Here is a 26,805-nt window from a genome sequence, read left to right as displayed (position 1 = left end):
CTCACCCATGCCAACAGCAACACCCTCTGAACCCCAAGCACCACCGCCTACTGCCACCACACCACAGGAAGATCACCGTTTGTACTTGCGTTATCTCATCAGTGGGGAAAGTTTTTACAGCGAAATCAAACTCGAACAAGGCATTCTTTACCATACGCAATTTCAAGATACCGATAATCGTTGCGCACAATGGGTGAAAAGCAGTCCTTGCTGGACAGAAGATGATCTAAAAACGACCAGCATGGCACTTAGCCGCGAAGACATCGACAACCTTTACGATGTTATTGGTGAAAGCGGTATTTTCGACATACAGGAAACTCAGCTCGGTGGCGCGAAAAAAGGACAACGCTATTACGCGCAACGTTTAGAGATTCACATGGGAGAGGTAGAAAAACACCTGATTTATCAAAGCTTCCCCGGCGCAACACCGAAACCAGAAGCCTTTCAACGCATGGAAACGGCTTTACAGGAATATGCGCGTAACATACCGCAGTAAGCATAAAAAAACCGGCACAAGGCCGGTTTTTTAGTCGAGACGAACAATAAAACGTATTTACTTGCTGTGCGGATCAGCCACCGCATTCGACAAAGAATCTGGCAGGAAGCGTAATACTTTCACACCGATAGTCACCATGACTAACGCGAGTGCCACACCTCCCAGACCCAACATCAATTCCCAGATACTTGGCGCATACGCATTAATCGCACCGTCAAAGTAATCACTGGAAACTTCAGCACCGGGGAACAAGGTCAACGGGTACGCTTGTCCACCAATCAAAATCACATACAGTTGCGCAAAGCCACCCACGATGGTGAACGCTGCGGCTAACAATAACGCCACGCGGTTATTTGCCAACTTGCGACAGAAAATCAGCGACAGTGGCAACAAACTACCCAACAGGATTTGTCCAACCCAGAACAACTGTGTGTAAACACCGCCGTCGAACAGAATAAAGTTTTCCACACCCGCTTTCTGCGCAATGTACAAACCGGTGAAGTGACGCGCACCTTCCAGCAACAATACACCACCAATGAACACTGCCAACAAGTAACGCAAGCGATTCATCACCACATCACCCAACGGACGACCTGTCCACGTATACGCGAAGTGCAGCACCAGAATGAAAACCGCCAAACCCATTGCAAAGGACATCACGATAAACAACGGAGCCATGACCGCAGAGTTGTAGAAATCACGCGCCACCAAAAAACCGAAGATTGAACCCGTACCAGTGGTCAGAATCAAACGCCATGTAAACGCTGCAACCCCCGCCAACTTGTAAAACTTCTTGACCTTACGATCCATCATTGTCCAAATGTACACCGCAGACAACGCCATGAAGCCGTTATACAGAATGATGTTCCACGCGAAGATCGACTTGAAGTTATAAGTGGTCATGGCAACGATCAAACGATCAGGATGCCCCAAGTCCAACACCAGCACGATCAAACCACCGACCAGCAACGAAATCGCCAGCAATGCCGACAAACGCCCCATTGGTTGATAGATTTTCTTGCCGAATACCGTACCGATTGAACCGACGTTCAATGCACCTGATGCTGCGACGATTAAACCAATCGCAAAAACGTGTGGCAAACCCCAAACAACTTGGTTAGTCATGCCAGTAACATGATGCCCATGATGTTCAGCGTGGAAAAACGCCAGCGCACCCAGCGCGAGGAATGCACCCAAAACCGCCAGCAGGATATAAAAACCCTTGCTGTCTTTGGTTTCGCGGAAAATGATTGCTTGACTAGCCATTGCTGTTTACGTCCTTTCCGTTAGATGCCGTGGTAACGCACGCCAGTGTTCAAACCGAGATCGGCACGGATTTGCTTGCCACCGATGGTTTTCATCGCTTGGCTGACTGCGCTGTTCGGGTCATTCAAATCACCGAAGATCACAGCATCCGGTGCGGCTTCCACACACGCGGGCAACTTGCCTTCGTCAATGCGGTGAACACACATATTGCAGGATTCCACCGTACCCATGCCCCGTGGGGAATGCGGCTTTTGATCTTGCAAGGCTTCATGCACAAAGCTACGCGCTTTGTACGGGCAAGCCATCATGCAATAACGACAACCGATACAGATGTGTTTATTGACTTGCACAATGCCATCCGCACGCTTCATGGATGCACCGGTCGGGCAAACATCGACGCACGGCGGGTTTTCGCAATGCTGGCACATGACCGGCAAGCTGAAACTGTTTTGAGTCAGTTTATCCGTGACTTTCACCACCCGCGCCCAATGCGCTTTTTGGGTGTCAGCAGAATGGGCTTCATCGCCCCAACCGTGTTCTTTTTTGCACGCTGCCACCATGCCTGCCCCACCATCGGTGAGTTTGGTCACGTCAATCAACATACCCCAACGCTTGGCATTGGTGACAGCTTGATCAGCGGGTTTTGCGGCAACTTCGCCAGCGGCGTGTGCAGTTTGCAAGACAAAACTGGGGGCAACCGCAGCCACTGCCGCAACACCACCCAAGGTTGTCATAAAATTGCGACGGTATTCATCAACACGGTTCTGATTCATTTCGCAGCTCCTTGTTGTGGTTGCGTCACCATTTGAACTTCAGCCGCTGTCGGTGCTGCTGCTGCCGTTACACCTTGCGTAAAGTGATGGCCTTCAACGCTACCGACGGTATGCTGATAATTCGGATCTTGATCAATTTGCGGACGATCAGCATGACATTGGAAGCAGTCAATTTTCTGCCCCACCGCTGCATGGCAGGTGGTACAGAAATGTTCCTTGTCACCGTAATGCAAAGGCGTACCGTCTTGCTTAGTCGTGGAAACGTGGCAATTAATGCACTCTTTCAGACTGTGCTGTTTGGTACGGATACCTTCAATCATGGTCGCATCACGCTGATGCATGAGCAGATCCATGTGTTTGGTACGGATAACATCTTCTGGTTCAACACACTGATCAGCCTTTGCTTTTGCTGTGGCAAGGTTGAGGTCAGCCTCCGTAGGGGCTTTGCTACAACCTGCCAACAGCGTGGCAAAAGCCAACGTTGCTGCCAGAAATACGCTTGAAAACTTGCTAGTCATGCTGATTCCTGTCGAGCCTGCACTCATGGAAAGGACGATTACTCGCCCAGACCCATTTCGATGTACCCAGTTGGGCAAACGTCTGCGCAGATATGGCAGCCGATACATTTGGAGTAATCGGTTGCAACATAACGACCCAGTGTCGCCTGTTTCTTAGGCACGCGGTAAACGGCAGTTTGTGGGCAGTAAATAACGCAGTTGTCGCACTCGAAGCACATACCGCAGCTCATGCAACGCTTGGCTTCATTAACCGCATCGGCTTCTGCCAGTGGGTTCATACGTTCTGCAAAGTGACCTAGTACTTCTTCAGCCGTGGGTACGTCTTCAGTACGCAGGTTACGTGCTACAGTATTGAAGTGTCCCAAGAACAAATCTTTGGAAGGCACGATCACGTTTTTAGAACGGTCGTCGTAGTTGTGGACAGCGTATTTCGCACCGTCAGTACCGCGCATGTCTTCCGCACGACTATCTTCATAACCTGCTGGATCTAAACCGGCTTCGTGCAGTTTTTCCATCAGGTCGAAGTGGTGCTTGTCGACTTTAGGACGCTTTTTCAGCTCTTCCGCACGCAAGTACTGATTGATGGTTTCAGACGCAATCGACGCTTGACCGATAGCGGTTGTCAGCAAATGCGGACGTACCGCATCACCAGCAGCGAAGTGACCAGGCTTACCCGGTACTTGATACAGCGCGTCGGCATTGATCTGGTTACGACCATTGTTCAGGGCTTCGATACCGTCCAGCTTACCGAACTGACCGATCGCAGAAACAATGATGTCAGCTTCGATGATGGTTTCTTTGCCGCCTTCTTTCGCGACAGGCATATTGCCTTTCATCACGCACTCAACCACTTTCAAGCCAATTGCACGACCATTCTCATCCAATACCAAGGCAGTTGGCATCACTTCTGTCAGGATGGTAACGCCTTCTTTCAGCGCGTCCTGTACTTCGTGTTCCGCAGCGGTCATTTGATCCAGCGGGAACAACGTGGTCAGGGTAACAGCAGGAGCAGCTTTCTCACCGACTTCACCGTGAACCAGTTTACCAGTCGCGGAATCTTCCGCATTTTCAGCGTAGTTAGCCAGTGTACCGATACGACGTGACACGGAAACCACGTCGATGGAGGTATCACCACCACCTACGCACACCACGCGAGGTGCAGTGTATTTCATCGTGCCTTTGTTATAGGCTTCGAGGAAGTCAACCGCAGACACGCAGTTTGGCGTTTCAGCAAATTTGTCAACGAACAGGCCACGACCGTTCCAGCAACCGACAGTCCACAGGATTGCGTCGAAATCGCTTTCCAGTGTTTCAATGGTTACGTCTTTGCCGACAGTGGTATTGCACTTGATGGTGATGTCACCCATGTCGATGATACGTTGCATTTCAGCACCCAGCTTGTCACGCGGTACGCGATAGCCTGGAATACCGTAGCGCATCATGCCGCCCAGTTCAGGGTGTTGTTCAAAGACAGTAGACGCATGACCCATGCGACGCAACTGATACGCAGCCGCCATACCCGCTGGGCCGCCGCCAACGATGGCTACTTTCTTGCCGCTCAGTTCAGCCGGTGCTTCAAATTTGAAACCAGCAGCAATCGCGCTGTCACCAATGTATTGTTCAACTGAGTTAATGCCGACGAAATCGTCAACATCGTTACGGTTACAGCCGGTTTGGCAAGGAGCTGGGCAAACACGACCCATCATGGATGGGAACGGGTTAGCGTTGGTGGAACGGCGGAAAGCGTATTCCTGCATGGTCATACCAACAGGTGGCTTCTCAATGCCGCGCACGATTTGCAACCAACCACGGATGTCTTCACCCGATGGGCAGCTACCTTGGCAAGGTGGCGTTTTGTGAATATAGGTAGGGCACTTGTGGCTAGTATCCTGCACGAAAATACTGTCGTGCATATTACCCCACTCGTGATCACCGTCTTTAAAACGACGGTACGTGTGACCTTGACCTGAAAGCTTGCTGTCGTGAGCTGCGGTTGCCATGCCTATCTCCTCAATAAATGTCGTAATTAGTCTTCGTCGCCGTCTTCGTCGTCGGGACGTGCCTGCACGGACACTTGCCGTTGCAGGACAAGCGCGTTACTCACCAACTGGTGAACACTAACAATTTGATCCATCGTGAAACCGTAGTACGGCAACACTTTCGTAAACTGTGATTTGCAAATCGCACAAATCGCTGCCATGTGCGTCACACCGTTATTGATGCTGACATGCTTAAGGGCTTCCGCACGCGGCTGAATGCCTTTCACGCGAATTTCCATCAAGTCATCGGTCAGCAAACCGCCACCGCCACCGCAACAGAAGGTCGCGTCATGGATGGTATCGGCTGGCATGTCCACAAAGTTGTTACACACCGCACGGATAACGTTACGTGGAATGTCGAACTGACCACCGGGGTAATCACCCATCCGGCTACCACGCGCTACGTTGCACGAGTCGTGGAAGGTCAATACTTTATCGTCATTCTCGGTCTTGTCGATTTTCAACGTACCGGCTTGGAGATGACTCCACGTAAATTCCAGAATGTGCTGTGGAATCGGGTAACGCTGATCCAAGAAATCAAACGGCCCAGCCAAGGTATTCAGGAAGCTGTACGCCACACGCCATGCGTGACCACATTCCCCAAACACAATGCGCTTAACCTTGTGCTTGATGGCTGCTTCACGAACCCGCAAAGAAACCCGGCGCATGGTCTCGTAAGAGCCGATGAACATGCCGAAGTTACCCGCTTCTGACGCGATAGTACTCATCGTCCAAGTCACGCCGGTTTCGTGGAACACTTTCGCGTAACCAATCAAACCGTCGATATGCGGTTCGGCAAAGAAGTCCGCTGATGGCGTTACCAACAATACTTCCGCACCGTCTTCATCGAGCGGGAAACGGACTTTAATGCCGGTATCCATCTCAACGTCTTCTTCCAAACCTTCCACTGTGTCAAACAGTGCAGGGCCTGGCAAACCGAGGTTATTGCCGATCTTAAAGACCTTGCCGATAATCTCGTTGCAATACTTTTGACCGTAACCAACGTGGTCAAGAATTTCACGTGCTGCCATTGAAATTTCAGCCGTATCAATGCCATAGGGGCAGAATACGGAACAACGACGGCACTGTGAACACTGGTGATAATAGTTATACCAGTCAGCCAACACTTCTTCGGTCAGGTCGGTTGCCCCGACCAGTTTGGGGAAATATTTACCCGCAAACGTGAAGTAACGGCGATAAACTTTACGCAGCAAATCCTGACGTGCCACTGGCATGTTTTTCGCGTCAGACGTGCCGATGAAGTAATGGCACTTATCAGTACACGCGCCACATTTGACGCAAATATCCAAGAACACTTGCAGCGAACGGTAACGGCCTTTCAAATCAGCCATTTTATCCAGTGCGCGTTCTTTCCAGTTAGGGACTAACGAGCCTGCTGCGTCGAAATCTGCCGGAAAATGCAATGCTGTCTGAAAGTCGGGTTTCGCAATGTAGGGGCCTTTGCCCTTCATTACATCGTCGCGTACTGCCGGAACTTCGCAATACCCTTCACCCGTCAACTTTGGAACTTCGTAATCAGCCACGGTGCTTACCTCTTATTTCTTCAGTTCGTCGAGGTAGTTTTTACCTTGACGTTCCAGTTCCAATGCCCAGCCGGATACATGGCGTTTTTCACGCGGGTTATCCACTTGGTTACGAGTCGGGCTGAAAAAGATACCCGGAGCGTGCATTAACTTACTGATCGGGAAAATGATCATCAGCAATGCCACCAACAACAAATGCACCAATACAATCGGTTCGGCTGGCAGACCGGCTTCACCAAAGAAACCAAAGGTCAACATACCACCAAAGAATGCTTTCACTTGCGTCACATCAGTATGCGTTACAAAGCTCATCATCAAGCCGCTCATACCAATCGCAATTAGCAGCGCCAGCATCAAATGGTCAGACGGCGCGGAAATGTAACGCACACGATCCACGAGGAAACGACGCGCCCACAAACCAGCCAAACCCAATACCATTGTGAAACCGGCATAACGACCAAATGGCTGCAAGAACACCAACAAATCACTCATGCCCACGAAATAACGGCTATGGCGGATCAATACCAGCCACAAGGAGATGTGGAACAGGAACGCAAACAACCACAAGGTTTTGTTTGAACGAAACAAGCTCTGGAAAAACACCACTTCACGGAACATGCGCCATACAACACCGCCCTGCGTAATAGGCGCGGGTGTGGTCGGAATTTTCAATGGGGCTGGGGTGTTCCAGTATTGACGGACTTTTACAGCCACACCGCCAATCAAAATCAACGTTGCCGCCCAAAACAACAGTCCGTAAAGGATACTTACGAATGTCACTGCGTACTCCTGAAGTCATTAGTCTCTCTTCTGAAAACCTGTCAACAACAGGGCTTAAGAAGAGGCTCCGGCGAACCGGAGCAATCTTCGCGTCTTACGACCTAACTAGCGACGTATAATTATACGCAACCAGTTGGCTTAGGCAGACCGCCGTATTTACAAGCTTGCTTGCCAGGGCCGTATGGGAACAGGCTGTACAGGTACTTGGAGTTACCTTTGTCAGCACCCAAACGCTTACCAACTGCTTTAGTCAGAACGCGAACCGCTGGAGCGATTTGATATTCTTCGTAGTATTCACGCAGGAAATTCAGGATTTCCCAGTGTTCAGAAGTCAGAGTTACGTCTTCGCCTTTAGCCAGAACTTCTGCAACTTCTGGAGTCCAGTCGTTCAGGTTTTCCAGATAGCCTTCTTCGTCCAGCGCGATGTCTTTGCCGCCAACGTTAATTGATGCCATTGTGTGGCCTCCTGTCAAAAAATGTTAAAACTTACAGCCAGCTTTGGGTGGTGTCGTTATTTGCCGTCAAGTCTACAAAACCTGCGTAATCAACGCTCACAATCCCATCCATTGCTTTGCCTTCCAAACCGCGTGCCGCTAGGTCTGCACCTAACACATACACAGTCTTATCAGACATCGCAGCCTTTATCTTACCAGAAAAGCTTGATCCATCGACTGCACCAACCACGGCATCTTCAATCATCAGGATCGAATCACCTGCATTGGCGTGTGCCAAGCAGCTTTCAAAAGCCACACGTTCAAACGGGGACTTGTTGACAATATGTAACATAGACATGTTCAAATCCTCCGTTAGAAGCTCAAAATCACTTCTTGCTCTGCCATCATTGCAGCCATTTCCTCGCGGTTGACCAGAATAATGGAAGGCTTTTCAGCGTAATCGTCGTCAGCGTCTTCGTAGGTGAGTTCCATCAGGTCATCAACCGTCAGGCCACGCTCTGCCAAAGACTCGGTGGAAACATACAACTTGGTAATGTCGTAGTCACCCAGCGCACGGAAAGTCGGCGAGAAATTCTTCATGCCGGTTGCTTTGCTGTTTTGGCCTTTGGTAATTTGGTAAACACCGTCGTCGATGAATGCCAAACTAACATTTTGCTCAAACGCAGCGGAAATCAATACGACTTCCAAGGCTTCCAGTGCGTAGACCGTGCCGTAAGGAGCTTTGCGGTTTACAAACAGAAAATTCTTTGTAGACATCTTTCTCAGCTCCTTAATCGCCAAACACGACTAAACGATCAGACTGGATACCGCCTTCAACCAACTGACCCAAGCCCGAAATACGGAAACCGGGGGCAATGTTGTTAGCATCCAAACCTTGACGTTTCGCTTCATCGGCATCCATCAAGCCGCGACGTTGTGCCGCTGCGATACAGATAACCAAGTCCAAACCGTGCTTTTCAGCCAACTCTGACCAGGATTTCTGGATCAGGCGGTCGTCAGCCGGTGGAACGCTCAGACGCGTGCCGTTATTTACGCCGTCGTGGTAGAAGAAAACACGGAAAATCTCGTGTCCCTTCTCCAGCGCGGCACGGGTGAACTGCAAGGCAGTATCAGCAGACTGGTGCTGATACGGGCCTTCGTTAACCATAATTGTGTATTTCATTCCGTGCTATTCCTCGTATCGTTGTCGATCAGAAGCGGATGTGCGTTGAAGAGTTCAGGTTCGCACGCGCACCACGCCAGTTGTCGATGTGATACTTGGTGAATGGCAAACCAGTCACTTCAAAGAAACGCGGCCAGCCGATACGCTCAACCCACTCGTTGATACGCTCCCAATCTTTCGCGCCAGCTTTGTAGCACTCCAGAATTTTCTTAACGATCGCGGTCGCTTCAGGCCAACGTGGTGGATTGTTCGGGATACCCGCTGCAACCAAACGTTGGAAAGTAGGCTTACCACGTGCGTTGGAGTGATTACCACCGATCCAAACAGCCAACTGAGTTGCTTCGTGGTCATTGATTTGCATTGGAGGGCATGGCGGGTAGCAAGCACCACAGCAAATGCACTTCTTCTCATCAACTTCCAAGGAAGGCTTACCGTCAACCATTGCAGGGCGAATCGCCGCTACCGGGCAACGTGCTACCACTGTTGGACGTTCGCACACATTACCAACCAGCGCGTGGTTGATTTTTGGTGGCTTAGTGTGTTGAACGTTGATCGCGATGTCACCTTGACCGCCGCAGTTGATCTGGCAGCAAGAAGTGGTGATATGTACGCGGTTAGGCATGTTCCATGACTTAAACTCAGGCAGCAACTCATCCATCATCGCTTTCACAACGCCGGATGCGTCAGTACCCGGAATGTCGCAGTGCAACCAACCTTGAGTATGAGACAGTGAAGTAACAGAGTTACGTGTACCACCGACTGGGAAGCCAGCATCTTCCAATGCTTTTACCAGTGGTTCGACTTTCGCGCCATCCGCTACTTGGAATTCGATATTAGAACGAATGGTGAAGTGAACATAACCTTCGCCATAAGTATCGCCGATGTCCATCAGCTTACGCAGGGTGAACACATCGAGGATACGTTGAGTACCAGCACGAACTGTCCAAACTTTTTCGCCAGTTTTGGATACGTGAACCAAAACGCCTGGGCGTGGGTCTTCGTGATATGCCCACAGGCCGAAGTTACGGCGCATAACTGGGTGCATGTACTGGAAACCATCCGGGCATCCAGATTCAATAGGATCGCGCATTTCTGGTGCGGCCATGTGAAGCCTCCGTCAAACTCAAATTTATCAATAATCTGGGCAACAAGGCAGGGTTAAACACTGCCTTGTTGCGAAGTGCCGTCTTAGGCAGCAGCAGCCATTTTCTCTTCGCGCTTGCGGTTGAACCAAGCTTCAGCAGCCTCGTCCCAACCGTCAGTACGCACGTAAGAAACGTTACGTGGTTGCTTGATCATGTTTGGATCTGGGTCGATACCGATACCTTCGAGGAAGTTCACCAGACCGATACGCTCAATCATTTCGCCGCAACGTTCGTGTTCCAGACCGTTTTCAGCCCAGAAGTCGATGATGGAAGCAGCCAGTTCAACGATGCGCTCGTAATCTTCTTCAGTATCCAGCTTCATGAACGGGATCGTGACGATACCCATCAAGTCGCCGATTTTCAGAGTACGCTTACCGCCGATCAAAACCGTTACGCCTTTGTCGTCACCAACTTGCAGTGCTTTTGGCATAACGTTCAGGCAGTGCATACAACGTACACAGTTGCTGTTATCAACCGTAATGGTGTCGTCATCGTTCAGCTTGATCGCTTGCGTTGGGCAGCGGCTGATAACGTTGTCGAACATGTATTGACGACCCGCAGAACGATCACCTTCTTTGCCAATCTCTTTGGCTTTCTTCATGATCATTTCTTTAACGGCTTCTTGGTTGACTTTCATGTCATCACGCCAAGTACCGATAACGGCGAAGTCCGCACGTTCAATCGCGTTCTGACAGTCGTTCGGGCAGCCAGAAATTTTGAATTTGAACTTGTAAGGCAGAGCCGGGCGATGCACGTCATCCGTGAAGTTATTCATCAGACGGCGATGGATCGCGTGTTCGTTACAGTTGGACATTTCGCAACGTGCTGCACCGACGCAAGACATACCAGTACGCACGCAAGGGCCTGCGCCACCCAAGTCCCAACCGTATTCGTTGATTTCATCAAAGAAGTGTTGGAAGTTAACGCTGTTCGCACCGATGAACATGATGTTGCCGGTCTGACCGTGGAAAGTCTGCAAACCAGAACCCCACTTTTCCCAGCTATCAGCCAATTGGCGCAGCATGTCAGTGGTGTAGTAGTTGCCAGCCGGTGGCTGTACACGCAGGGTGTGGAATTCTTTGGATTCCGGGAACATGTGACCGACTTCAGAGAAGCGCGGGATAATGCCGCCGCCGTAACCGAAGACAGAAATAGTACCACCTTTCCAGTAGCCCATTTTGGTTTCGTAAGAATGCTCCAACTGACCCATCAGGCCGTTGATAACGTTGCGGATGCGCTCATCTGGATGCTCATCACGCAGTTTCTTGAAACCGCTGATGAAGCTAGGCCATGGGCCTTCTTCCAGTACATCCAGCATCGGCGTTGGATAATTGTTCGTTGCCATACCTGCCTCCTCAGTAAAACGATTGCAATGGCGTTTCCTCTTGACCAGCTCTACAACCTAAAAGCCAAGGGGAATGTCAAATCAAAAACGGGTCGCGTAACGTAGTTTCGCTCTATTTGCGAGTGGGCTAAGTGTATGCGTCATATCCTTAACAAAGAATCTCACCCATGGGGTGTTGCTTGAAACCGGGGCATATCCCGAAGGGGATAGACTCTCAACATAATCAAAAATAGTCCACTTGCAGCGGTACAATAGCATATTCGGATTTTTTAATATTGCAAATAGCTATAGTGATTATCGGTCTTTGTCGAGGTCTATAAGATGTACAACTCCCCTTTTAATCTCAATGAGTTAAATACCTATCAAACATGGCGCAACAAAAAATTATCGGCTTACCCTTTACTGCCAGAATCCTTGCTCGTCACGATTGAAGACCCAGAAAACCCCAGTGAAGCCGAAATAGCGCAACTCCAGCACATTTGCCACCAATACAATCTCGCGTTGTACCATTTTGCTCAAGGCGACGTGCGCAGCAAGCGTCATGTGCACCGTTTAGGGCACAAAGTGGGCTTGTTTCGGCTGGATAGCAATTTGTGCGCTGACGAAGATAGCCTCACCTCCTTACACGTTACCTCGCACGCGGGGCAGCATGATTACATTCCCTATACCAACAAACCGCTGAGTTGGCATACTGATGGTTACTACAACCTGCCCGAAGAGCAAATTCACGGTATGTTGCTGCATTGCGCCCAACCGGCACTTGAAGGCGGTGAAAGCTGGTTGATGGATCATGAAATTGCCTACATTTTATTGCGTGATACCAACCCTGATTACATTCACGCATTGATGCACCCGAATGCCTTCACGATTCCTGCCAATATATTGAACGGGGAAATCATTCGCCCCGAACAATCCGGCCCCGTGTTTAGCGTCACCACTGCGGGTCATTTGCACATGCGCTATTCCGCCCGCCAGCGCAATGTGATTTGGCGCGATGACCCGATGACGCGGGAAGCCGCCGATTTCCTATTGAATTTATGGCAACAGGACTCACCTTACAAAATAAGGTACACATTGCAAGCAGGCGAAGGCTTACTGTGCAACAACGTGCTGCACAATCGCACCGCATTTAAAGACAGCGACGATCCGACACAAACCCGCCTACTATACCGTGGACGTTATTTTGATCGGGTGGAAGAACCTAAGGAGACAATATGCTCAGTTTAAGCCAAATTTTGATGGTAGACGGCGACAAGATCAGCAATTTCGAGGAGCTAAAACAGCTCGTGCAGCAACGCGCTCTCGAAACCGGCTCGATCTTTTTCCAGATTGATATTGAACCACCCGGCTACAAAGACCGCCCCGACGATTGGTACGACCAGTTAGAAATCACTTTTTCGTCGGCGAGGTAAGCACGATGTTTTGGCAGGAAGACGAGGACAAAACCCTCCCCTATCAAGCACCCGATGACGTGCTGGACGTGAGTTTCGCCATTTCGTGCAAGCAATTGCCGCTGGATCATGCGTGGGATTTGGCACAAGCCGTCCAGCAAGCCCTGCCTTGGTTTGCCGATGAAATCGTCGCCGGTGTCCACCCCATCCACGTTGCCGAAAGTGGTAATGGTTGGGAACGCCCCGATGATGCGAGCAATCAATTCCTGTTGCCGTCACGGCGCACACGGATGTTTTTACGCATTCCCAAATCACGCATTCCAGAAACCCAAGCACTGTCCGGCACAACGTTGGATGTGAACGGCTACGCGGTCGGTTTGCGGGACATGAAGGAAAAACCGTTCGTACACACCTCGGTAATTTTTGCACGTTACGTATTATCAGATGAAGCGGAAGACGAAAACAGCTTCCTGCAACGCATGGCAGCAGAAGTAAAACGGGTAGCAGATTTCAAGGTGAAAAAGATGCTGTGCGGCAAAAGTCACGCACTGCGTACCCCGCAAGGCGTGTTACACACCCGTCACTTAATGCTGGCAGATTTGGACAGTGACCCGTCTATTCGCTTGCAGCAATACGGCTTAGGCGATGGGCGTAAGCTGGGTTGCGGGCTGTTTATGCCACACAAAGGCATTAAAACCCTGAAACCAACGGAATAGTCACGCACCCTCCCCCTATCCCTTTTGAGGAATGGGAGGCGCACTGCTTTTTCGTATAATTTTGCGGTCAAGAATTTCATCGAATGGCTACATTCACTTTTGCATGAGGAATTAAACATGGCTTACGAAGTAAACGGCACAACCATCGAAACCACTGAAGCAGGTTATCTGGTAGACCTCAACGATTGGAACGAAGAAGTTGCTAAAGTTATTGCTGTTGAAGAAGGCATTGGCGAATTGAGCGAGCGTCATTGGGATGTGATCAACTATTTGCGCGATCAATACATCAACAACGGCGGCACGCAGCCAATGGAACGCATCATCCAGAAAGCAATGGCTGATCAGTGGGGCGACAAAAAGCTGACAAGTAAAGACATGTACACCCTGTTCCCACGCGCACCCAGCAAGCAAGGTCTGAAAGTCGCTGGCCTGCCAGCCACTAACCGTAAAGGCGGCTATTGATTTCTACCCGAAAGGGGGTATTCCCCCTTTTACCGGAATCCGTTTATCCTGTTGTCAGGATTTGGTTAATTTTAAAGAGGCATCGGACATGAGCACTAAGCAAGAGCTGATCAGCGAAATGATTGAAATGCAGGCAAAATTCACTGCTTATGAGCAATCAGGCGAATTCAGTGCTGAAGAGTACTACGTTGGTGAGTGGAAATCTTACCGTGAACGTTATCAGGAACTGGCTAACGAAGTCCGCGAAATGGCTTCTAAAGAAGCGAATTTCTGGAAATAAGCTGCAAAGCTTATGCACCGTAAAAAGCCGCTTATTGCGGCTTTTTTATTGCACGTTCACTGTGCAGAAACCAAACCCCACACATCATCACCGCGCCCACGCCGCACATCATGTACCAACACGCGCTCACCAAGGTGAAATTTACCCGCTAACTGCCTACCGTAAGGTGCGGCATGTACACTCGCAATATACTGCGTCAGATAAACATTCCCCACTGCCGGTAAACCACTGCTAGGAGCGATATGCAACTTCTGGTCGTACCAACCGTAATCACGCAACTCGCCTAAATACACCCACACCCTATCGACCTGTACCGGCAATGGCTCAATATCCGGGCGTTTCGTGGTATTGGTTAATTGACGCACCACACTCCCCGAACGATTCGCCGTCGCAGTACGGTCACTAGCAGCCGCTGGTGGTTTAGTTTTAACTTCACGCTTTACCGGTGCAGGCGCAGGTGTCGCTACGGGTTTAGCAGGCTTAATAGGTTCAACAGGAGCCTTAGGCTCTGGCTCTGACTTAGCAGGCAATGGCGGCGGGGAAACATTAGCATCACGCACATCCGGTACGTCATGTGCGGGCGACGGCGGAGTTAGGGTGGCGACGACTATCGGCTCCGGCGCAATCACAACGGGAGAAGGTGCAGGCGGGGCGATAACCACAGGTGCAGGTGTTGCAACCGGCGCGGAAGCGGTAATCGGCGCAGGCGTAGTCAGCGCACTGGTTTCCGTTTTCTGCTCCAGATCATCTAAGCGATGGTAAAAATACCCAAGCCCAGCCAACGTTGCCGCTTGCAGACTTGCTAAAGGTAGCCACACCACCACTAACTTTCTGTGTGCTACCCACCACGGGGTTCTCTTCACCACCAACCGCGCCATCACAATACTCCTTGATACACCTTCACGGAAATCCCTTCCAGTTTTTACTTCACTAGGTTTTTTGACAAGTCAATATTCGACAAAAAAAGACTTTTTACTGCCGAGTGGTTGCAAGCAAGTTTATACCTCACTCCACATCCGCAATAAGTTGATGTGTACCGTGCTGATATTAGCCGCTTCTTCCGATTGTGGCAGCTTGTTGATTACACCCTCGCGAGCCTGTGCTAACTGGTAAAGCAATTCGCGTTGCATGGGGTCTTTCACCAGGCTTTGCGCCCATGTCACCGCGACTAAACGTTCACCACGTGTCACTTCAGCAACCTGATGCCAACTGCCAGAATCATAGATCACTGCGTCACCGGCTGCACCGCGAATTTTTTGTTCGCCATAAGCGGTGCGAATCACAATTTCCCCACCTTCGTAGTCATCATTGAGAAATACGGTGGTGGAAACGTCGGTACGATACCGCCCGGACATCGGCCCCATTACCGGATCATCCACGTGAAAACCGTAAGTCATACCGGGTTGATAACGTGCGTAAAACGCTGTCGCCACCCGTAATGGCAACACCGCTGCCTGATATTGCGGGTGTTGCACCAACGGTGACATTACCATCGCATTTAAGCGACGATGCAACGGGCTATTCGGGGAAAGTTCTTGATTATACTTAACTTTCGCCGCTTCCATCCCGGCAGAAAAACGCCCGTCGACAAATTCACCCGTGGCTAATAGCTCCTGAACTTCTTTCAGGCGTTGAGAATCAAGTACATTTTTAATCAGTAACAGCATGGCATTTCCTTTCAGGTGTGGAATCGGGTAATCTGCCCTCGAAGCAAACTACAGGTTAACGATGATGCAATTACGGATACAAATCAACGACACCACACGCGATATTGACGTACCGGATTTTATGCTGACAGAGGGCGAAGATTTTTTTGCCCAGATGGATCAGGACATGAGCAAAGGCTACCAAATGAGCCGTTATTGGGTCGACCGCCCAGATCAAGAACAACGCTGCCAGATTGTCGCGGATAAAATTCTCACGGCTTTATCCAACGGCAATCAAAAAAGCGGCACACTAATGGCGGCCTACATTCTCAAACGGATGCCACGGGTGCGTGAAATCCACATGAATACCGAAGGCGATATGAGCGGTCACGAGTTAATTTAACTTAGCCCTTAGACTTCATCCGCTCTTTTAAATCCGCAAAGGGGTTGTGAGTCGCAATTCCCACCCCTTTGGTTCCCGCTGACCCGCCGTGTGCGGCTTCCAGTATTTTTTGATGCTCGTAATCATGGCAATACAAACACAGTAATTCCCAGTTGCTGCCGTCAGTGGGATTATTATCGTGATTATGGTCACGGTGATGCACGGTTAATTCACGCAAATTGGCGTGATTAAATTCACGGGCGCACCGCCCACAAATCCACGGGTATAATTTTAACGCTTGCTCGCGATAACCCTTGGCGCGTTCTTCCGAATTTTTACGGGCTTTGAGAACGACTTTTTCTTGTTCAGGATTCATGCTAAACCTACCCACATCATAAGAAATTATCAGGCAAAAATAACCCACGTTGTCGCGATGTATTTCACCCCAGATTTGATTAAACCAGCGCGGTGTTCATGCGTCCAGAATGGCGGGAATAATACCAGCTTGCCTTTTTCCGGTTGCACACTTAAGTTTTGAAACAAAAAGTCGGTTGAACCACCCGCTTCCACCGGCACATCATTCAAATACCACAATGCTACCAATTGACGCATGGCAAATTGATGACTACCACCGTCAATGTGCCAGTGATAATACTCACCGCTTTGGTAGCGTTGCAGGTTATAACCCATGTCTTTAAACGGGCCTTTGAAATACGGGAACGCTTCCCGAAACTCCCGCAACGCCAACCCCAACGAGCGGTGTAAATTATTATCCACGTCTTTCCAGTGCGGTTTGTCATCGCCACTGACGAAAATATCCGTGGTTTTTTTCACCTGCTGATTGCTGCCCATGTCTTGCCCAATGCGCCCCGCGTATTGATCCGCAAGGTTTTGCTCAAAACGCGCCACCATGTTGTCACACAAAAAACCAGGAATCGCATCGCGCTTTTCAAAGATAAACGAATTAGGCGCGAGTTCACGCAAACTGGATAACGCTGTTTGGGTCATTTCATGTCCTTCCATCAGGTCAAACTTTTACTCACAATTTCAAACACATCACCCGATAAACCTTGCTGTGCTTGAATACGTTCGAGTTGCGCCTTCATTAAACCGCTACGCACTGGCTCATAATGCCGCCAGCTCATTAATGGGCGCACCATCCGTGAGGCAATTTGCGGGTTCATCGCATCCAATTGCAATACATTATCCGCGAGGAACACATAACCGCTACCGTCTTGCGCGTGGAAATGTAATGGGTTACGCATCGCAAAGCTGCCGATTAACGCCCGCACTTTATTGGGGTTGCGCAAATCAAACAACGGATGTTGCATCAGGGTTTGGATTTCCGCCAAGGTTTCAGGCAATGGTGATACCGCTTGCACCGCAAACCATTTATCCATCACCAGCGCGTCGTGTTGCCAACGGTCGTGGAAATGCTGTAATGCCGCATCACGTTCTGGGCATTGAATCCGGTTCAGCACCGCCAACGCTGCCAGCGCGTCGGTCATATTACCCGCCTCTTGGTATTGCTGGTGACACAGCGCGTGAATACCTTCATCTTTAACCCGCCCTAAGTAATCAAGACACACGTTTTTCAAACTGCGTCGCCCGATACTGAGTGCGTCCACCGTGTATTCGCCGTCGGTATTGAGCGCGTCGTATAACGTTTCCAAATCAATCCGCAACGCATTCGCCAACGTGGAGTAAATCAACTCGCGTATCGCATGAATCGCTTCCGGGTCACAAGGCCGTGCCACTTCCGCAATATCCGCTTCCGAAGGCAAGGTCATCGCCTCCGCACGTAGAGCCGGATCTAGGTTGGCATCGGTTAATACCGCCTGATACGCACTGATGAAATCGTGTTCCAAGCCGCAAGCTTCACCGCGCTCTTGCGCCGCCAACATCGCTAAAATCGTTTCCATCGCCAAGCGTTGCCCCGCATCCCAACGGTTAAACGCATCGCTATCGTGTTTCATCAAAAAGATTAATTCAGCCGAGGTGTACGGGTAACTCAGGCGCACAGGCGCAGAGAAACCGCGTAATAATGACGGTACGGGCATTTCAGGAATATCATTAAAGCTGAATTGCTGTGCGGATTCGGTGAGTTTTAATACTGCTGTTCCCACCAAATCCTGCCCTTCACTACCCAGTAAACCCACCGCCAGAGGAATCAAAAACGGCTGTTTGAGCGCAGCTTCGGGGGTTGCCGGACAGTTTTGGGTAACGTGCAAAGTACAGGTTTTTGCTGCCGCGTCGTAATCCATCCGCACCGCGACTTCCGGCGTACCGGCTTGATCATACCAGCGTTGGAATTGCGCCAAATCTGCGCCATTCGCATCCGCCATTGCCGCGAGGAAATCTTCAGTCGTCACCGCTTGCCCATCATGTCGTTGGAAATACAGATCCATGCCGTTGCGGAAACCGTCGCGCCCAAGCAATGTTTGGTACATACGCACCACTTCTGAGCCTTTTTCGTACACGGTCATGGTATAGAAATTGTTAATTTCCATGTAAGCCGCCGGACGAATCGGGTGCGCCATCGGGCTGGCATCTTCCGCAAACTGGTGAGTGCGCAATTTACGCACATCCTCAATACGCTTTACCGCCCGCGAATGCAAATCTGAGGTAAATTCCTGATCACGGAAAACCGTCAACCCCTCTTTCAACGACAACTGAAACCAATCACGGCACGTCACCCGATTGCCCGTCCAGTTATGGAAATACTCATGCCCGATCACCGATTCAATCGCAATGTAATCGCCATCGGTGGCGGTTTCCGGGCTGGCGAATACCAACTTGGAGTTGAACACGTTCAACCCTTTGTTTTCCATCGCCCCCATATTGAAGTCGTCGACGGCTACCACCATGTAAATATCAAGGTCGTATTCCAGCCCGAAACGCTGTTCATCCCACTGCATCGCACGCTTTAACGACTGCATAGCATGATCACATTTGTCGATATTGTGCGCTTCGGTATAAATCCGCAGGGTCACATCACGCCCCGACAGCGTGGTGTAATGATCCTCAACGTGTTGCAAATTACCCGCCACTAATGCGAATAAATACGCTGGTTTATGGAACGGGTCTTCCCACCGCGCCCAATGCCGACCGTCTGGCAAATCACCGCTACCGGTTAAATTGCCGTTGGATAACAACACCGGATACTTGGCTTTATCCGCCAGAATTTGCGTGGTAAACACACTCATCACATCCGGGCGATCCGGGTAATAGGTGATTTTGCGAAAACCCTGCGCTTCGCATTGGGTGCAAAAATTACCGCTGGACTGATACAAGCCTTCCAACGAGGTATTTTTTTGCGGGTAAATCCGCGTCACTATTTCCACCGTTGCCAACGCTGACATCCCAAAAATACGCAAATCGGTATCGCTTAATGCGTAATCATCCGCCGTCAAGGTGCGCCCATTAACCCGCAGAGCCAGCAATTCCAACCTTTCACCGTACAATTCCAACGGCGCGTCCGTAGCCACACCCGCATTACGCCGGTAATTCGCCACGCACGTCACTTGGGTTGATTCCTCACCCAGTTCAAACACCAGCGAAACCGCATCCACCCGATACGCAGGCGCACAATAATCTTTGAGGTAAATGGTTTGGGGTTGTCCTTGTTTCATCTTTTTTTCCTATTATCGGGTTAAAGCAGCGTGAATCGCGCTGTATTCAGGGTGTTGCGGGGTAATCACGCCCATGCGCAACAACAAGTCGATATTCACCAAATTGCAATTGTCTTTGAAATCATCGGTGGTTTCCGTCATCCGGGCAATTTCCACCAACGGAAGTAGTTCAAATTGAAGCACTTCACCGTCGGTATTTTCCGGCTCAAAATCTTCCGGCAACCACAGATCGTAAATGTAAATCGTGGAATTATCCAAGCCGCGCCACCCTGCCTGACGGTAACTGACCGTGCCTACGGCTTGCGCTTGACGGGCTAATGCAGCGGGAATATTGGCTTCTTCTTGGGATTCTTTCACCACATTATCCAATAATCCCAAGCCAACGGGTTGCCCGCCAGCCACCATCTGATCCAGCTTACCCGGCCAAAACGGTTTATCGCGGGAGCGTGTTGCCACCCACACATGAATACCATCGGCTTTACGCACCAAACCGTTCAGGTGTATGCCGAAACTTTTCACACCCAAAAAATTAGTCGCGGCACGCTCGACTTCCATCTGTGCAGTCGCGCCGAACGCGTGGGTAACAGGGTAAGCCTCACCGACCCAACTGTCGATCACACCGCGTGCGTGCAATTCCTGAAACACTGGTGCAACAGCCAGCGTGCGCTCATGGTAATCCAGCAGCGCGGGATTTAAGCGCACTGCGTCGGCTGTCACCGTAAACAGCTCAGCCCATTCGCGCAAATGTTCGGCGAAATCCGGCTGCACCTGCCCGTAAATCTCACCGTCAATCAACAACCCATGGTAATCAGTAGGATCAAAATTATTGCAAGTTTGAATGCGATCTAGGTAACTCATGGTATTACTGACAAGCTCGTGGAATCCGTTGTACGTCCGAAGTAGCATCAATCGCCGCGCTCCAGGTTTGCACCGGCGCGTTGCTGCCAAACGGTTCATCATAGTCCAGCCAAAAGACTTCGCGGGGCGTTTGTTGCTCGGTATAACGCGCATCGTAGCCAAGGTAACGAATGTATTCCGCGTGGCGTTTCGCTTTATTTAAGTTATTGAAAAAGCCGAGTGAAATCGCATTGCGGTAAGGCCCTTCGGTAATCAATGACGCATCCTGCACCGCCGAACGGGTTAAATCATCCACCACTTTGTGAGCTTCTGCTTCATCCGGCAATGGCGGCACGTAAACCAGAAAGTTCAGCGTTTCCATGCTGCGCATTGGGCGGGTGTTCACTGCCAAACCAAAGCCCTGAATTTTTTCCGCCACCAACTGCGCCGCTTTCGCGCTGTTGTAAGGCCCCAACGTATAACAACTGCTTTGCGTGCCTGCTGCGCTGCTGCGATAAACCACTTCCCCGACATCTTGGCGTAACTCCAACGCCGGAATCGACGGTTCCACCAAACTGGGCAAACCCGGCTGCGCATCGGGCGACCAAAAAAAGCCCCACGCGAACAGCGTTGCATTGAGTAATACCAACAGAATCAACACCGGGTACATGCTTCATGCTCCGTAATGTAGCGCAACCCCTGCATCAACAAATCCGGGACAAGGTGGCATTCAAACCGCAACCACGTCTGTAAGCGTTGCGCATCCCCGCCCGTCAACACGTATTGCAATGCGGTATCAAACGCAGGCTGCATTCGCGCACAAATGCCTTCAATCGCCCCCACCACCCCGAACAAACAGCCACCACCAATCGCACGACTGGTGGCATCAGCAAATACACTCGGTTGCTCAAACGATAAACTCAAACGGTTTTGCGCCCGCGCAATCAACGCATCCGCCGACAGTTGCAGGCCGGGCAAAATCAATCCGCCCAAATGCCGCCCGTCGCCATCCAATGCATCCAAGGTAATCGCTGTGCCGCAATCAATGACCACGCACGCTTTTTTACCCAATAAATGATGCGCCGCCACCAACCCCACGAAACGATCCGCCCCCAAAGTCGATGGTTGTTGATAGCCTGACACCACGCCATAAGCCTGCGCCGCCGAACGCGCAATGTGCAATCCAATCGCCCGTTCCTGACACGCCGCCATCACGCTGTCATCAAACAAACCGCTTAACACATGCACCAAGGTAATGTGCGTTGCGCACGGATACCTGTCCAGCAAATCCAGAAACGCCGCCAACGCAGGGCGTTCCCCATACGCCAACGCCTGCTGCACCGAGGCATTCCCCGCAGCATCAAGCTCCGCCCATTTCAGGCGTGAATTGCCTGCATCCACCAGCAAAATTGTCACATGCGCACCGATACATCCGCTGAAGAAAACGCCTTAATAACACCATCCCTGACTTCGAGCCGTAACTGTCCCTGAACATCGACCCCGCAGGCAATCCCTTCGATCACCTCGCTACCCGCCAATACCCGTACCGGGCAGCCGTGCAGCACATCCCAGTGTTGCCAATTGCGTTGGAATTGTGCCATATCCAGCCGCGAAAATACCTGTAATCCTGGTAATAATCGCGTGAGTATCGCCGCAACCACCTGATTACGGTCAAATTCCCGCCCCGCGCACGCCCGTAAACTGCTCCAAGGCTGATCAATCGCACTCGTAGCGGTAGGCAAGCGATTCACGTTTAAACCAATCCCGATCACCACCTGCTGCAACGAACCGACCGCTTCCAACAAGATGCCACCGAGTTTCTGGAGGTGATTATTACCCCCCACAACAATATCGTTAGGCCACTTAATCCCATGCCCTTCAATACCACAATCGCGTAACGCTTCCGCCACTGCCAGCCCCGTCACCAAGCCCAGCATCGGCAAATGCGCCGGTACGGTTTCAAAACACCAACGTAACGACAAATACACATTCGTACCAGCGGGCGATTCCCACGCCTTACCACGCCGCCCGCGTCCCGCCGTTTGTTGTTCAGCGAGGCACACATCGCCACATTGCGCGTGTTGCAAAGCCCAAGCATTGGTCGAGTCCAGACTCGCAAATACCTGAATATCACCCAGCAATTGCGCCACATCCGCCGTTAACGCTGCCCGGATTAACCCCGCATCCAACTCATTGTGCATAATGCTTCCCCAAATCACGCATCGCGTACAAGCTCATAAACAACCCCAGATTGACCACGACCGTCGCAATATAAAACGTTTGTGTTGACCCCAGCGTTTCCCAACCATACCCACTGAGCAAACTACCCAGCGCACCGCCCACGCCATAACTTACCCCGGAATACAACGCCTGCCCACGCCCTTGCAGCCGCCCCGGAAACACATGATGAATCAAATGAATCGCCGATGCATGAAACAACCCGTAAGTTGCCGCGTGTAACACCTGCGCCACCAATAACACCAGCAAATGATCCACCCACACGCCCAACAATATCCAGCGAATTCCCGTTAACAACATCGCCAGCACGAACAAGCGTTCCGCCCCAAAACGCCCGATTAAGCGATGCATAAACACAAACAGCACCACTTCCGCAATCACACCCAACGCCCACATCCAGCCGGTAAAGTTGCGCGAATAGCCGTGATCTTCCAAATACAAACTGAAAAATGTGTAATAAACCCCGTGACTCCCCTGTTGCAGCGCACACGCCAACAACAACAGCCATACCGCCGGTTGACGCATCACTTCACGCAAACGACTGGTATTTTCTGCATGGGCATGGTGCGGTTTATCACGCACCAACCCCGTCGCCACCCAAATCGCAATAAACAGCAGCAACATGGCATCAACTGCACGCTCAATGCCGTAACGCTCCAATAATGGCGGCAAACTCACCACCATCACAATGAAACCCACCGACCCCCACAAGCGAATCCGGCTATACCGCCCAATGTCTGTACCCAAATGATTCAGCGTTAACGCCTCAAACTGCGGCAACGACGCATTCCAGAAAAACCCGAAACTCGCCATCACCAACACCATCCAGCCGTAACTGTTTTGCCAATACACCCCCGCAAAACACACCACCGCCAACGCACTCGCCAACCGAATAATGCGCAACCGCTGCCCGGTATGATCCGCCAACCACCCCCAAATAAACGGCGCGACTACCTTACTCGCCATGAATACCGCCATCAGCTCACCGATTTGCGCAGCCGAAAACCCGGCAACTTTTTTCAGGTACACCGTCCAATACGGCACAAACACGCCGAGTGCAGCAAAATAGGTGAAATAGAAAACCGAAAGCCGCACATAGGGCGGCTTTACGGGGGATGTTGGTAGTGGGAAGTTCATTAGTCAGACTGACTCATTTTATTCATTCACACGCTGTGCCAGTTTTTGCACCAGATTAGGGTGATAACGGATACCATACTGTTGCATGGAATGGACAGCTTCCAGAAATGAATCAATCCAACCTTGTTGTTTCGCTTTTAGGAGAATACCTAGTGTTCCTGTTACCCGTAAACCAAGATACTCTGCCAAATTTCGCCCGATTTTCTCATCAATGATGACCCAATCCGCTTGATTGCGTTTTGCCATGTCGATGGTATGTTTTTCGCCCTTATCTAGCTCTAACAACAATGTAGTATGCACGACAGGTTGCGAAACCACCGGAATCACCCAATCCAACATGCGTAAATTCGGCACTTTAACCCTGCCTCCCACAGCACATTCATCAATTACTTCGGTGACAACATGGACATCCCCAAAACAACGCGGCATCAGGTCAAGACGGTTAATACTGGCAAGAGCGATAAAGGGCGTGGTATTGCAAAAGACGACACTCATAACAGAGCCGTTTCCCGCATCAGGTCATCACCAGAATCTTCCATCAAGACAGCTCCGGCATCCCAAGCCAAATGCAAGAAATTAGCACGAGGAATCTCTAACCAAGTGGCCGCCATACCGGAACTGATACGCCCTTCCTTGAACAAGCTAATAGCTGCCTGCCGCTTCAAGTAATCTGCAAAACGCTCAGCATTCAAATGTAGCCCGATCAGCAGTTCGGGCGGGCAATCTATTTCGATGATGCGATTCATAGGAGTTACTCCTCTATTCATCCCCAAACACATACCCAAAATCCAGCACCTGCCCTGTAAACGGCGGTATTATGAGCTGGCTGCAAGTGGCGACATCATGGCATTCCACCGAAAATGCCACGCGATAACGCCCATTATCCAGTTCATACGCAATCAGGGTTTTGTCTTCCGGGGAAATCAGCCAATAATAAGGCACTTGATAGGCTTGTAAGCGTAGCAACTGAGTGAAGGTATCTTTACGCTCATGCCCCGGCGATGTGATTTCACATACCCAGTCCGGGAGAATTTCCATCATTCCAGTGGGACGGTGAGGTACACGCTCTTTACGCCAACCAGCCAAGTCATGAGCAGGGCAATGGTGCTCGTTATAGCGCACACTGATTTCGCTCATAATCCACCACCCACCGTCGCTGCCCTTACGCCACAACGGTAGAAACTGCCCCGACAAACCTGCCTGCGCCAAGGCATGATCAGATCGTGCCATTGGGCGTTTGACGATTTCACCGTTGATTAACTCAATACGCTCATCCTGCTGACTGGCAAGCAATAAATCATCAACGGTTTTAAGTTTAAGGGCTTCCATCGACAGCTCCCGGAATATCCGGTAAATCCGTCGTCACATCCGCATTCTGCCCGCGATGCCGCAACGCATGATCCATCAACGTAATCGCCAACATTGCCTCGCAAATCGGCGTAGCACGAATCCCCACGCACGGGTCATGCCGACCCTTGGTGATCACTTCCACCGCTTCTCCATCCAAATTCACGGTACGCCCCGGAATGCGCATACTGGAAGTTGGTTTGAACGCCGTATGCACCACGATTTCCTGCCCCGACGAAATACCGCCCAATACGCCCCCGGAATGATTGCTGAGGAAGCCTTGCATCGTAATTTCATCGCGGTGCTCTGTGCCTTTTTGCGCCACGCAAGCGAAACCCGCACCGATTTCCACGCCCTTTGCCGCATTGATCGACATCATCGCGTGGGCAATATCGGCATCCAGCCGGTCGAAAATCGGTTCACCCCAACCGGGTGGTACGTTGGAAGCTACTGTGGTGATTTTCGCACCGACGGAATTGCCCTCTTTGCGCAAGGCATCCATGTAATCTTCCATCGGCTGCACTTTACTGACATCCGGGCAGAAGAACGGATTATTGGCGATTTCGTCCCAATCCAAGGTTTCTGCAACGATGGGGCCGAGTTGCGACAAATAGCCGCGAATCACCACACCGTAACGTTCCAGCAACCACTTTTTGGCAATCGACCCGGCAGCGACACGCATTGCGGTTTCGCGGGCAGACGAACGCCCTCCCCCACGGTAATCGCGGAAGCCGTATTTTTTGTAATACGTGTAATCGGCATGACCGGGGCGGAAGCGATCCATAATATCGCCGTAATCCTTAGAACGCTGATCCGTGTTGTGGATGAGCAGCGCAATCGTTGTACCCGTGGTTTTACCCTCGAATACCCCCGATAGGATTTGCACTTCGTCGGCTTCGCGCCGCTGGGTGGTGTGGCGACTTTGCCCCGGCTTGCGCCGATCAAGGTCAATTTGAATATCGCTTGCAGTGAGGGCGAGTCCGGGCGGGCAGCCATCGACGATGCAACCGATTGCGGGGCCGTGACTCTCACCGAAGGAGGTCACGGAAAATAGTTTTCCAAAAGTATTTCCTGACATAGCTTCCGATTGTAACAGTTATTCTAAAACCTTAGCAGTGGTTGCGAATGCATATTTATTGACCATGCCAAAGGCTTGCTATAAACTCCAGTTTGCCATGATAAAAATAACTGCTAGATCACTTTAACGCAAAAGC

33 protein-coding genes are annotated in these 26,805 nt (G+C 50.8%); 7 read left to right on the top strand and 26 right to left on the bottom strand.

The features are described from left to right. Positions 1 to 7 precede the first annotated feature (7 nt). Positions 8 to 496: a hypothetical protein gene (locus J9260_RS02865; protein ID WP_210219550.1), complete on the top strand. Its 489-nt coding sequence runs from the start codon at positions 8 to 10 to the stop codon at positions 494 to 496. A 57-nt stretch (positions 497 to 553) separates the two neighbouring features. Here the strand turns inward: J9260_RS02865 and nrfD are convergent, their stop codons facing one another. The 12 genes from nrfD to dsrA form a co-directional block, all read right to left on the bottom strand. Then, complete coding sequence (gene nrfD / locus J9260_RS02860) at positions 554 to 1,762, bottom strand: NrfD/PsrC family molybdoenzyme membrane anchor subunit (RefSeq protein ID WP_210219549.1); 1,209 nt, start codon at positions 1,760 to 1,762, stop codon at positions 554 to 556. A gap of 20 nt (positions 1,763 to 1,782) precedes the next feature. Further along, on the bottom strand, positions 1,783 to 2,535 hold the full coding sequence (dsrO, locus tag J9260_RS02855; protein WP_210219548.1) for a sulfate reduction electron transfer complex DsrMKJOP subunit DsrO: 753 nt from the start codon (positions 2,533 to 2,535) through the stop codon (positions 1,783 to 1,785). Beyond that, a complete protein-coding gene (locus J9260_RS02850) occupies positions 2,532 to 3,053 on the bottom strand; it encodes a hypothetical protein (RefSeq protein ID WP_210219547.1) in 522 nt (173 codons plus the stop codon). Before J9260_RS02850 ends, dsrO begins: the two co-directional genes overlap by 4 nt. 38 nt (positions 3,054 to 3,091) lie before the next feature. Then, positions 3,092 to 5,053: an NAD(P)-binding protein gene (locus J9260_RS02845; RefSeq protein WP_210219546.1), complete on the bottom strand. Its 1,962-nt coding sequence runs from the start codon at positions 5,051 to 5,053 to the stop codon at positions 3,092 to 3,094. Between the two features lie 26 nt (positions 5,054 to 5,079). Then, positions 5,080 to 6,636 (bottom strand): sulfate reduction electron transfer complex DsrMKJOP subunit DsrK, encoded by a 1,557-nt coding sequence (dsrK, locus tag J9260_RS02840; RefSeq protein ID WP_210219545.1) that lies wholly within the window; start codon positions 6,634 to 6,636, stop codon positions 5,080 to 5,082. 12 nt (positions 6,637 to 6,648) lie between these two features. Beyond that, the gene (locus J9260_RS02835; protein WP_210219544.1) at positions 6,649 to 7,416 is read right to left on the bottom strand and encodes a respiratory nitrate reductase subunit gamma; all 768 of its coding nucleotides are present in this window, start codon (positions 7,414 to 7,416) and stop codon (positions 6,649 to 6,651) included. Positions 7,417 to 7,535: 119 nt separating this feature from the next. Further along, positions 7,536 to 7,871 carry a TusE/DsrC/DsvC family sulfur relay protein gene (locus J9260_RS02830; protein ID WP_202717955.1) on the bottom strand — a complete coding sequence of 112 codons (336 nt, stop codon included), beginning with the start codon at positions 7,869 to 7,871 and terminating at the stop codon, positions 7,536 to 7,538. A gap of 31 nt (positions 7,872 to 7,902) precedes the next feature. Beyond that, positions 7,903 to 8,208 (bottom strand): sulfurtransferase complex subunit TusB, encoded by a 306-nt coding sequence (gene tusB, locus J9260_RS02825; RefSeq protein WP_210219543.1) that lies wholly within the window; start codon positions 8,206 to 8,208, stop codon positions 7,903 to 7,905. Positions 8,209 to 8,222: 14 nt separating this feature from the next. Then, entirely contained in the window at positions 8,223 to 8,627 is a 405-nt protein-coding gene (gene tusC, locus J9260_RS02820; RefSeq protein WP_210219542.1) for a sulfurtransferase complex subunit TusC, read from the bottom strand. A 13-nt stretch (positions 8,628 to 8,640) separates the two neighbouring features. Beyond that, on the bottom strand, positions 8,641 to 9,033 hold the full coding sequence (gene tusD, locus J9260_RS02815) for a sulfurtransferase complex subunit TusD (protein WP_202717958.1): 393 nt from the start codon (positions 9,031 to 9,033) through the stop codon (positions 8,641 to 8,643). A gap of 28 nt (positions 9,034 to 9,061) precedes the next feature. Next, positions 9,062 to 10,138 carry a dissimilatory-type sulfite reductase subunit beta gene (gene dsrB, locus J9260_RS02810; protein WP_210219541.1) on the bottom strand — a complete coding sequence of 359 codons (1,077 nt, stop codon included), beginning with the start codon at positions 10,136 to 10,138 and terminating at the stop codon, positions 9,062 to 9,064. A gap of 83 nt (positions 10,139 to 10,221) precedes the next feature. Continuing rightward, positions 10,222 to 11,523, bottom strand: coding sequence for a dissimilatory-type sulfite reductase subunit alpha (gene dsrA / locus J9260_RS02805; RefSeq protein ID WP_207251252.1), 1,302 nt, complete (start codon positions 11,521 to 11,523; stop codon positions 10,222 to 10,224). A gap of 321 nt (positions 11,524 to 11,844) precedes the next feature. Here dsrA and J9260_RS02800 point away from each other — a divergent pair, with 321 nt between their 5' ends. From J9260_RS02800 to J9260_RS02780, 5 genes are all read left to right on the top strand, one after another. Then, positions 11,845 to 12,750: a TauD/TfdA family dioxygenase gene (locus J9260_RS02800; protein ID WP_210219540.1), complete on the top strand. Its 906-nt coding sequence runs from the start codon at positions 11,845 to 11,847 to the stop codon at positions 12,748 to 12,750. Next, positions 12,738 to 12,935, top strand: a complete 198-nt coding sequence (locus J9260_RS02795; protein ID WP_210219539.1) for a hypothetical protein — start codon at positions 12,738 to 12,740, stop codon at positions 12,933 to 12,935. Before J9260_RS02800 ends, J9260_RS02795 begins: the two co-directional genes overlap by 13 nt. Positions 12,936 to 12,940: 5 nt before the next feature. After that, positions 12,941 to 13,630, top strand: coding sequence for a type I-MYXAN CRISPR-associated protein Cas6/Cmx6 (gene cas6 / locus J9260_RS02790; protein ID WP_210219538.1), 690 nt, complete (start codon positions 12,941 to 12,943; stop codon positions 13,628 to 13,630). 117 nt (positions 13,631 to 13,747) lie between these two features. Next, positions 13,748 to 14,092 (top strand): TusE/DsrC/DsvC family sulfur relay protein, encoded by a 345-nt coding sequence (locus tag J9260_RS02785; RefSeq protein WP_207251250.1) that lies wholly within the window; start codon positions 13,748 to 13,750, stop codon positions 14,090 to 14,092. A gap of 88 nt (positions 14,093 to 14,180) precedes the next feature. After that, entirely contained in the window at positions 14,181 to 14,372 is a 192-nt protein-coding gene (locus tag J9260_RS02780) for a hypothetical protein (protein WP_093069477.1), read from the top strand. Positions 14,373 to 14,428: 56 nt separating this feature from the next. On the opposite strand, the gene J9260_RS02775 is transcribed toward J9260_RS02780, so the two are convergent. Then, positions 14,429 to 15,250 carry a hypothetical protein gene (locus J9260_RS02775; protein WP_210219537.1) on the bottom strand — a complete coding sequence of 274 codons (822 nt, stop codon included), beginning with the start codon at positions 15,248 to 15,250 and terminating at the stop codon, positions 14,429 to 14,431. A 120-nt stretch (positions 15,251 to 15,370) separates the two neighbouring features. Next, the gene (locus J9260_RS02770) at positions 15,371 to 16,039 is read right to left on the bottom strand and encodes a Fe2+-dependent dioxygenase (RefSeq protein WP_210219536.1); all 669 of its coding nucleotides are present in this window, start codon (positions 16,037 to 16,039) and stop codon (positions 15,371 to 15,373) included. A 64-nt stretch (positions 16,040 to 16,103) separates the two neighbouring features. Between J9260_RS02770 and J9260_RS02765 the strand changes: the two genes are divergently transcribed. Beyond that, positions 16,104 to 16,421 carry a hypothetical protein gene (locus J9260_RS02765; RefSeq protein WP_210219535.1) on the top strand — a complete coding sequence of 106 codons (318 nt, stop codon included), beginning with the start codon at positions 16,104 to 16,106 and terminating at the stop codon, positions 16,419 to 16,421. Between the two features lies 1 nt (position 16,422). On the opposite strand, the gene J9260_RS02760 is transcribed toward J9260_RS02765, so the two are convergent. From J9260_RS02760 to aroC, 12 genes are read right to left on the bottom strand one after another with little or no spacing between them, the layout of a single operon-like run. Further along, positions 16,423 to 16,776: a YajD family HNH nuclease gene (locus J9260_RS02760; RefSeq protein WP_210219534.1), complete on the bottom strand. Its 354-nt coding sequence runs from the start codon at positions 16,774 to 16,776 to the stop codon at positions 16,423 to 16,425. A 29-nt stretch (positions 16,777 to 16,805) separates the two neighbouring features. Next, a complete protein-coding gene (locus J9260_RS02755; protein ID WP_210219533.1) occupies positions 16,806 to 17,408 on the bottom strand; it encodes a 2OG-Fe(II) oxygenase in 603 nt (200 codons plus the stop codon). A gap of 14 nt (positions 17,409 to 17,422) precedes the next feature. Next, the gene (gene pepN / locus J9260_RS02750; RefSeq protein ID WP_210219532.1) at positions 17,423 to 20,032 is read right to left on the bottom strand and encodes an aminopeptidase N; all 2,610 of its coding nucleotides are present in this window, start codon (positions 20,030 to 20,032) and stop codon (positions 17,423 to 17,425) included. Positions 20,033 to 20,044: 12 nt separating this feature from the next. Then, the gene (locus tag J9260_RS02745; RefSeq protein ID WP_210219531.1) at positions 20,045 to 20,890 is read right to left on the bottom strand and encodes a DUF4743 domain-containing protein; all 846 of its coding nucleotides are present in this window, start codon (positions 20,888 to 20,890) and stop codon (positions 20,045 to 20,047) included. A gap of 4 nt (positions 20,891 to 20,894) precedes the next feature. Next, positions 20,895 to 21,539 (bottom strand): SPOR domain-containing protein, encoded by a 645-nt coding sequence (locus J9260_RS02740; RefSeq protein WP_210219530.1) that lies wholly within the window; start codon positions 21,537 to 21,539, stop codon positions 20,895 to 20,897. Next, positions 21,524 to 22,285, bottom strand: a complete 762-nt coding sequence (locus J9260_RS02735) for a type III pantothenate kinase (RefSeq protein ID WP_210219529.1) — start codon at positions 22,283 to 22,285, stop codon at positions 21,524 to 21,526. The genes J9260_RS02740 and J9260_RS02735 overlap by 16 nt, the downstream gene beginning before the upstream one ends. Beyond that, a complete protein-coding gene (locus J9260_RS02730; protein ID WP_210219528.1) occupies positions 22,282 to 23,070 on the bottom strand; it encodes a biotin--[acetyl-CoA-carboxylase] ligase in 789 nt (262 codons plus the stop codon). Before J9260_RS02730 ends, J9260_RS02735 begins: the two co-directional genes overlap by 4 nt. Further along, entirely contained in the window at positions 23,060 to 24,244 is a 1,185-nt protein-coding gene (locus tag J9260_RS02725; RefSeq protein ID WP_210219527.1) for an MFS transporter, read from the bottom strand. The genes J9260_RS02730 and J9260_RS02725 overlap by 11 nt, the downstream gene beginning before the upstream one ends. An 18-nt stretch (positions 24,245 to 24,262) precedes the next feature. Continuing rightward, positions 24,263 to 24,739, bottom strand: coding sequence for a PIN domain-containing protein (locus tag J9260_RS02720; RefSeq protein ID WP_210219526.1), 477 nt, complete (start codon positions 24,737 to 24,739; stop codon positions 24,263 to 24,265). Beyond that, positions 24,736 to 24,990, bottom strand: a complete 255-nt coding sequence (locus tag J9260_RS02715) for a UPF0175 family protein (protein WP_210219525.1) — start codon at positions 24,988 to 24,990, stop codon at positions 24,736 to 24,738. Before J9260_RS02715 ends, J9260_RS02720 begins: the two co-directional genes overlap by 4 nt. Positions 24,991 to 25,003: 13 nt before the next feature. Further along, positions 25,004 to 25,573 (bottom strand): Uma2 family endonuclease, encoded by a 570-nt coding sequence (locus J9260_RS02710; RefSeq protein WP_210219524.1) that lies wholly within the window; start codon positions 25,571 to 25,573, stop codon positions 25,004 to 25,006. Next, positions 25,560 to 26,669 carry a chorismate synthase gene (gene aroC, locus J9260_RS02705; RefSeq protein ID WP_210219523.1) on the bottom strand — a complete coding sequence of 370 codons (1,110 nt, stop codon included), beginning with the start codon at positions 26,667 to 26,669 and terminating at the stop codon, positions 25,560 to 25,562. Before aroC ends, J9260_RS02710 begins: the two co-directional genes overlap by 14 nt. Positions 26,670 to 26,805 lie beyond the last annotated feature (136 nt).

The organism is Thiothrix unzii (assembly GCF_017901175.1).
GTDB classification, from domain to species: domain Bacteria; phylum Pseudomonadota; class Gammaproteobacteria; order Thiotrichales; family Thiotrichaceae; genus Thiothrix; species Thiothrix unzii.
This window is presented reverse-complemented; position numbering and strand designations above follow the sequence as displayed.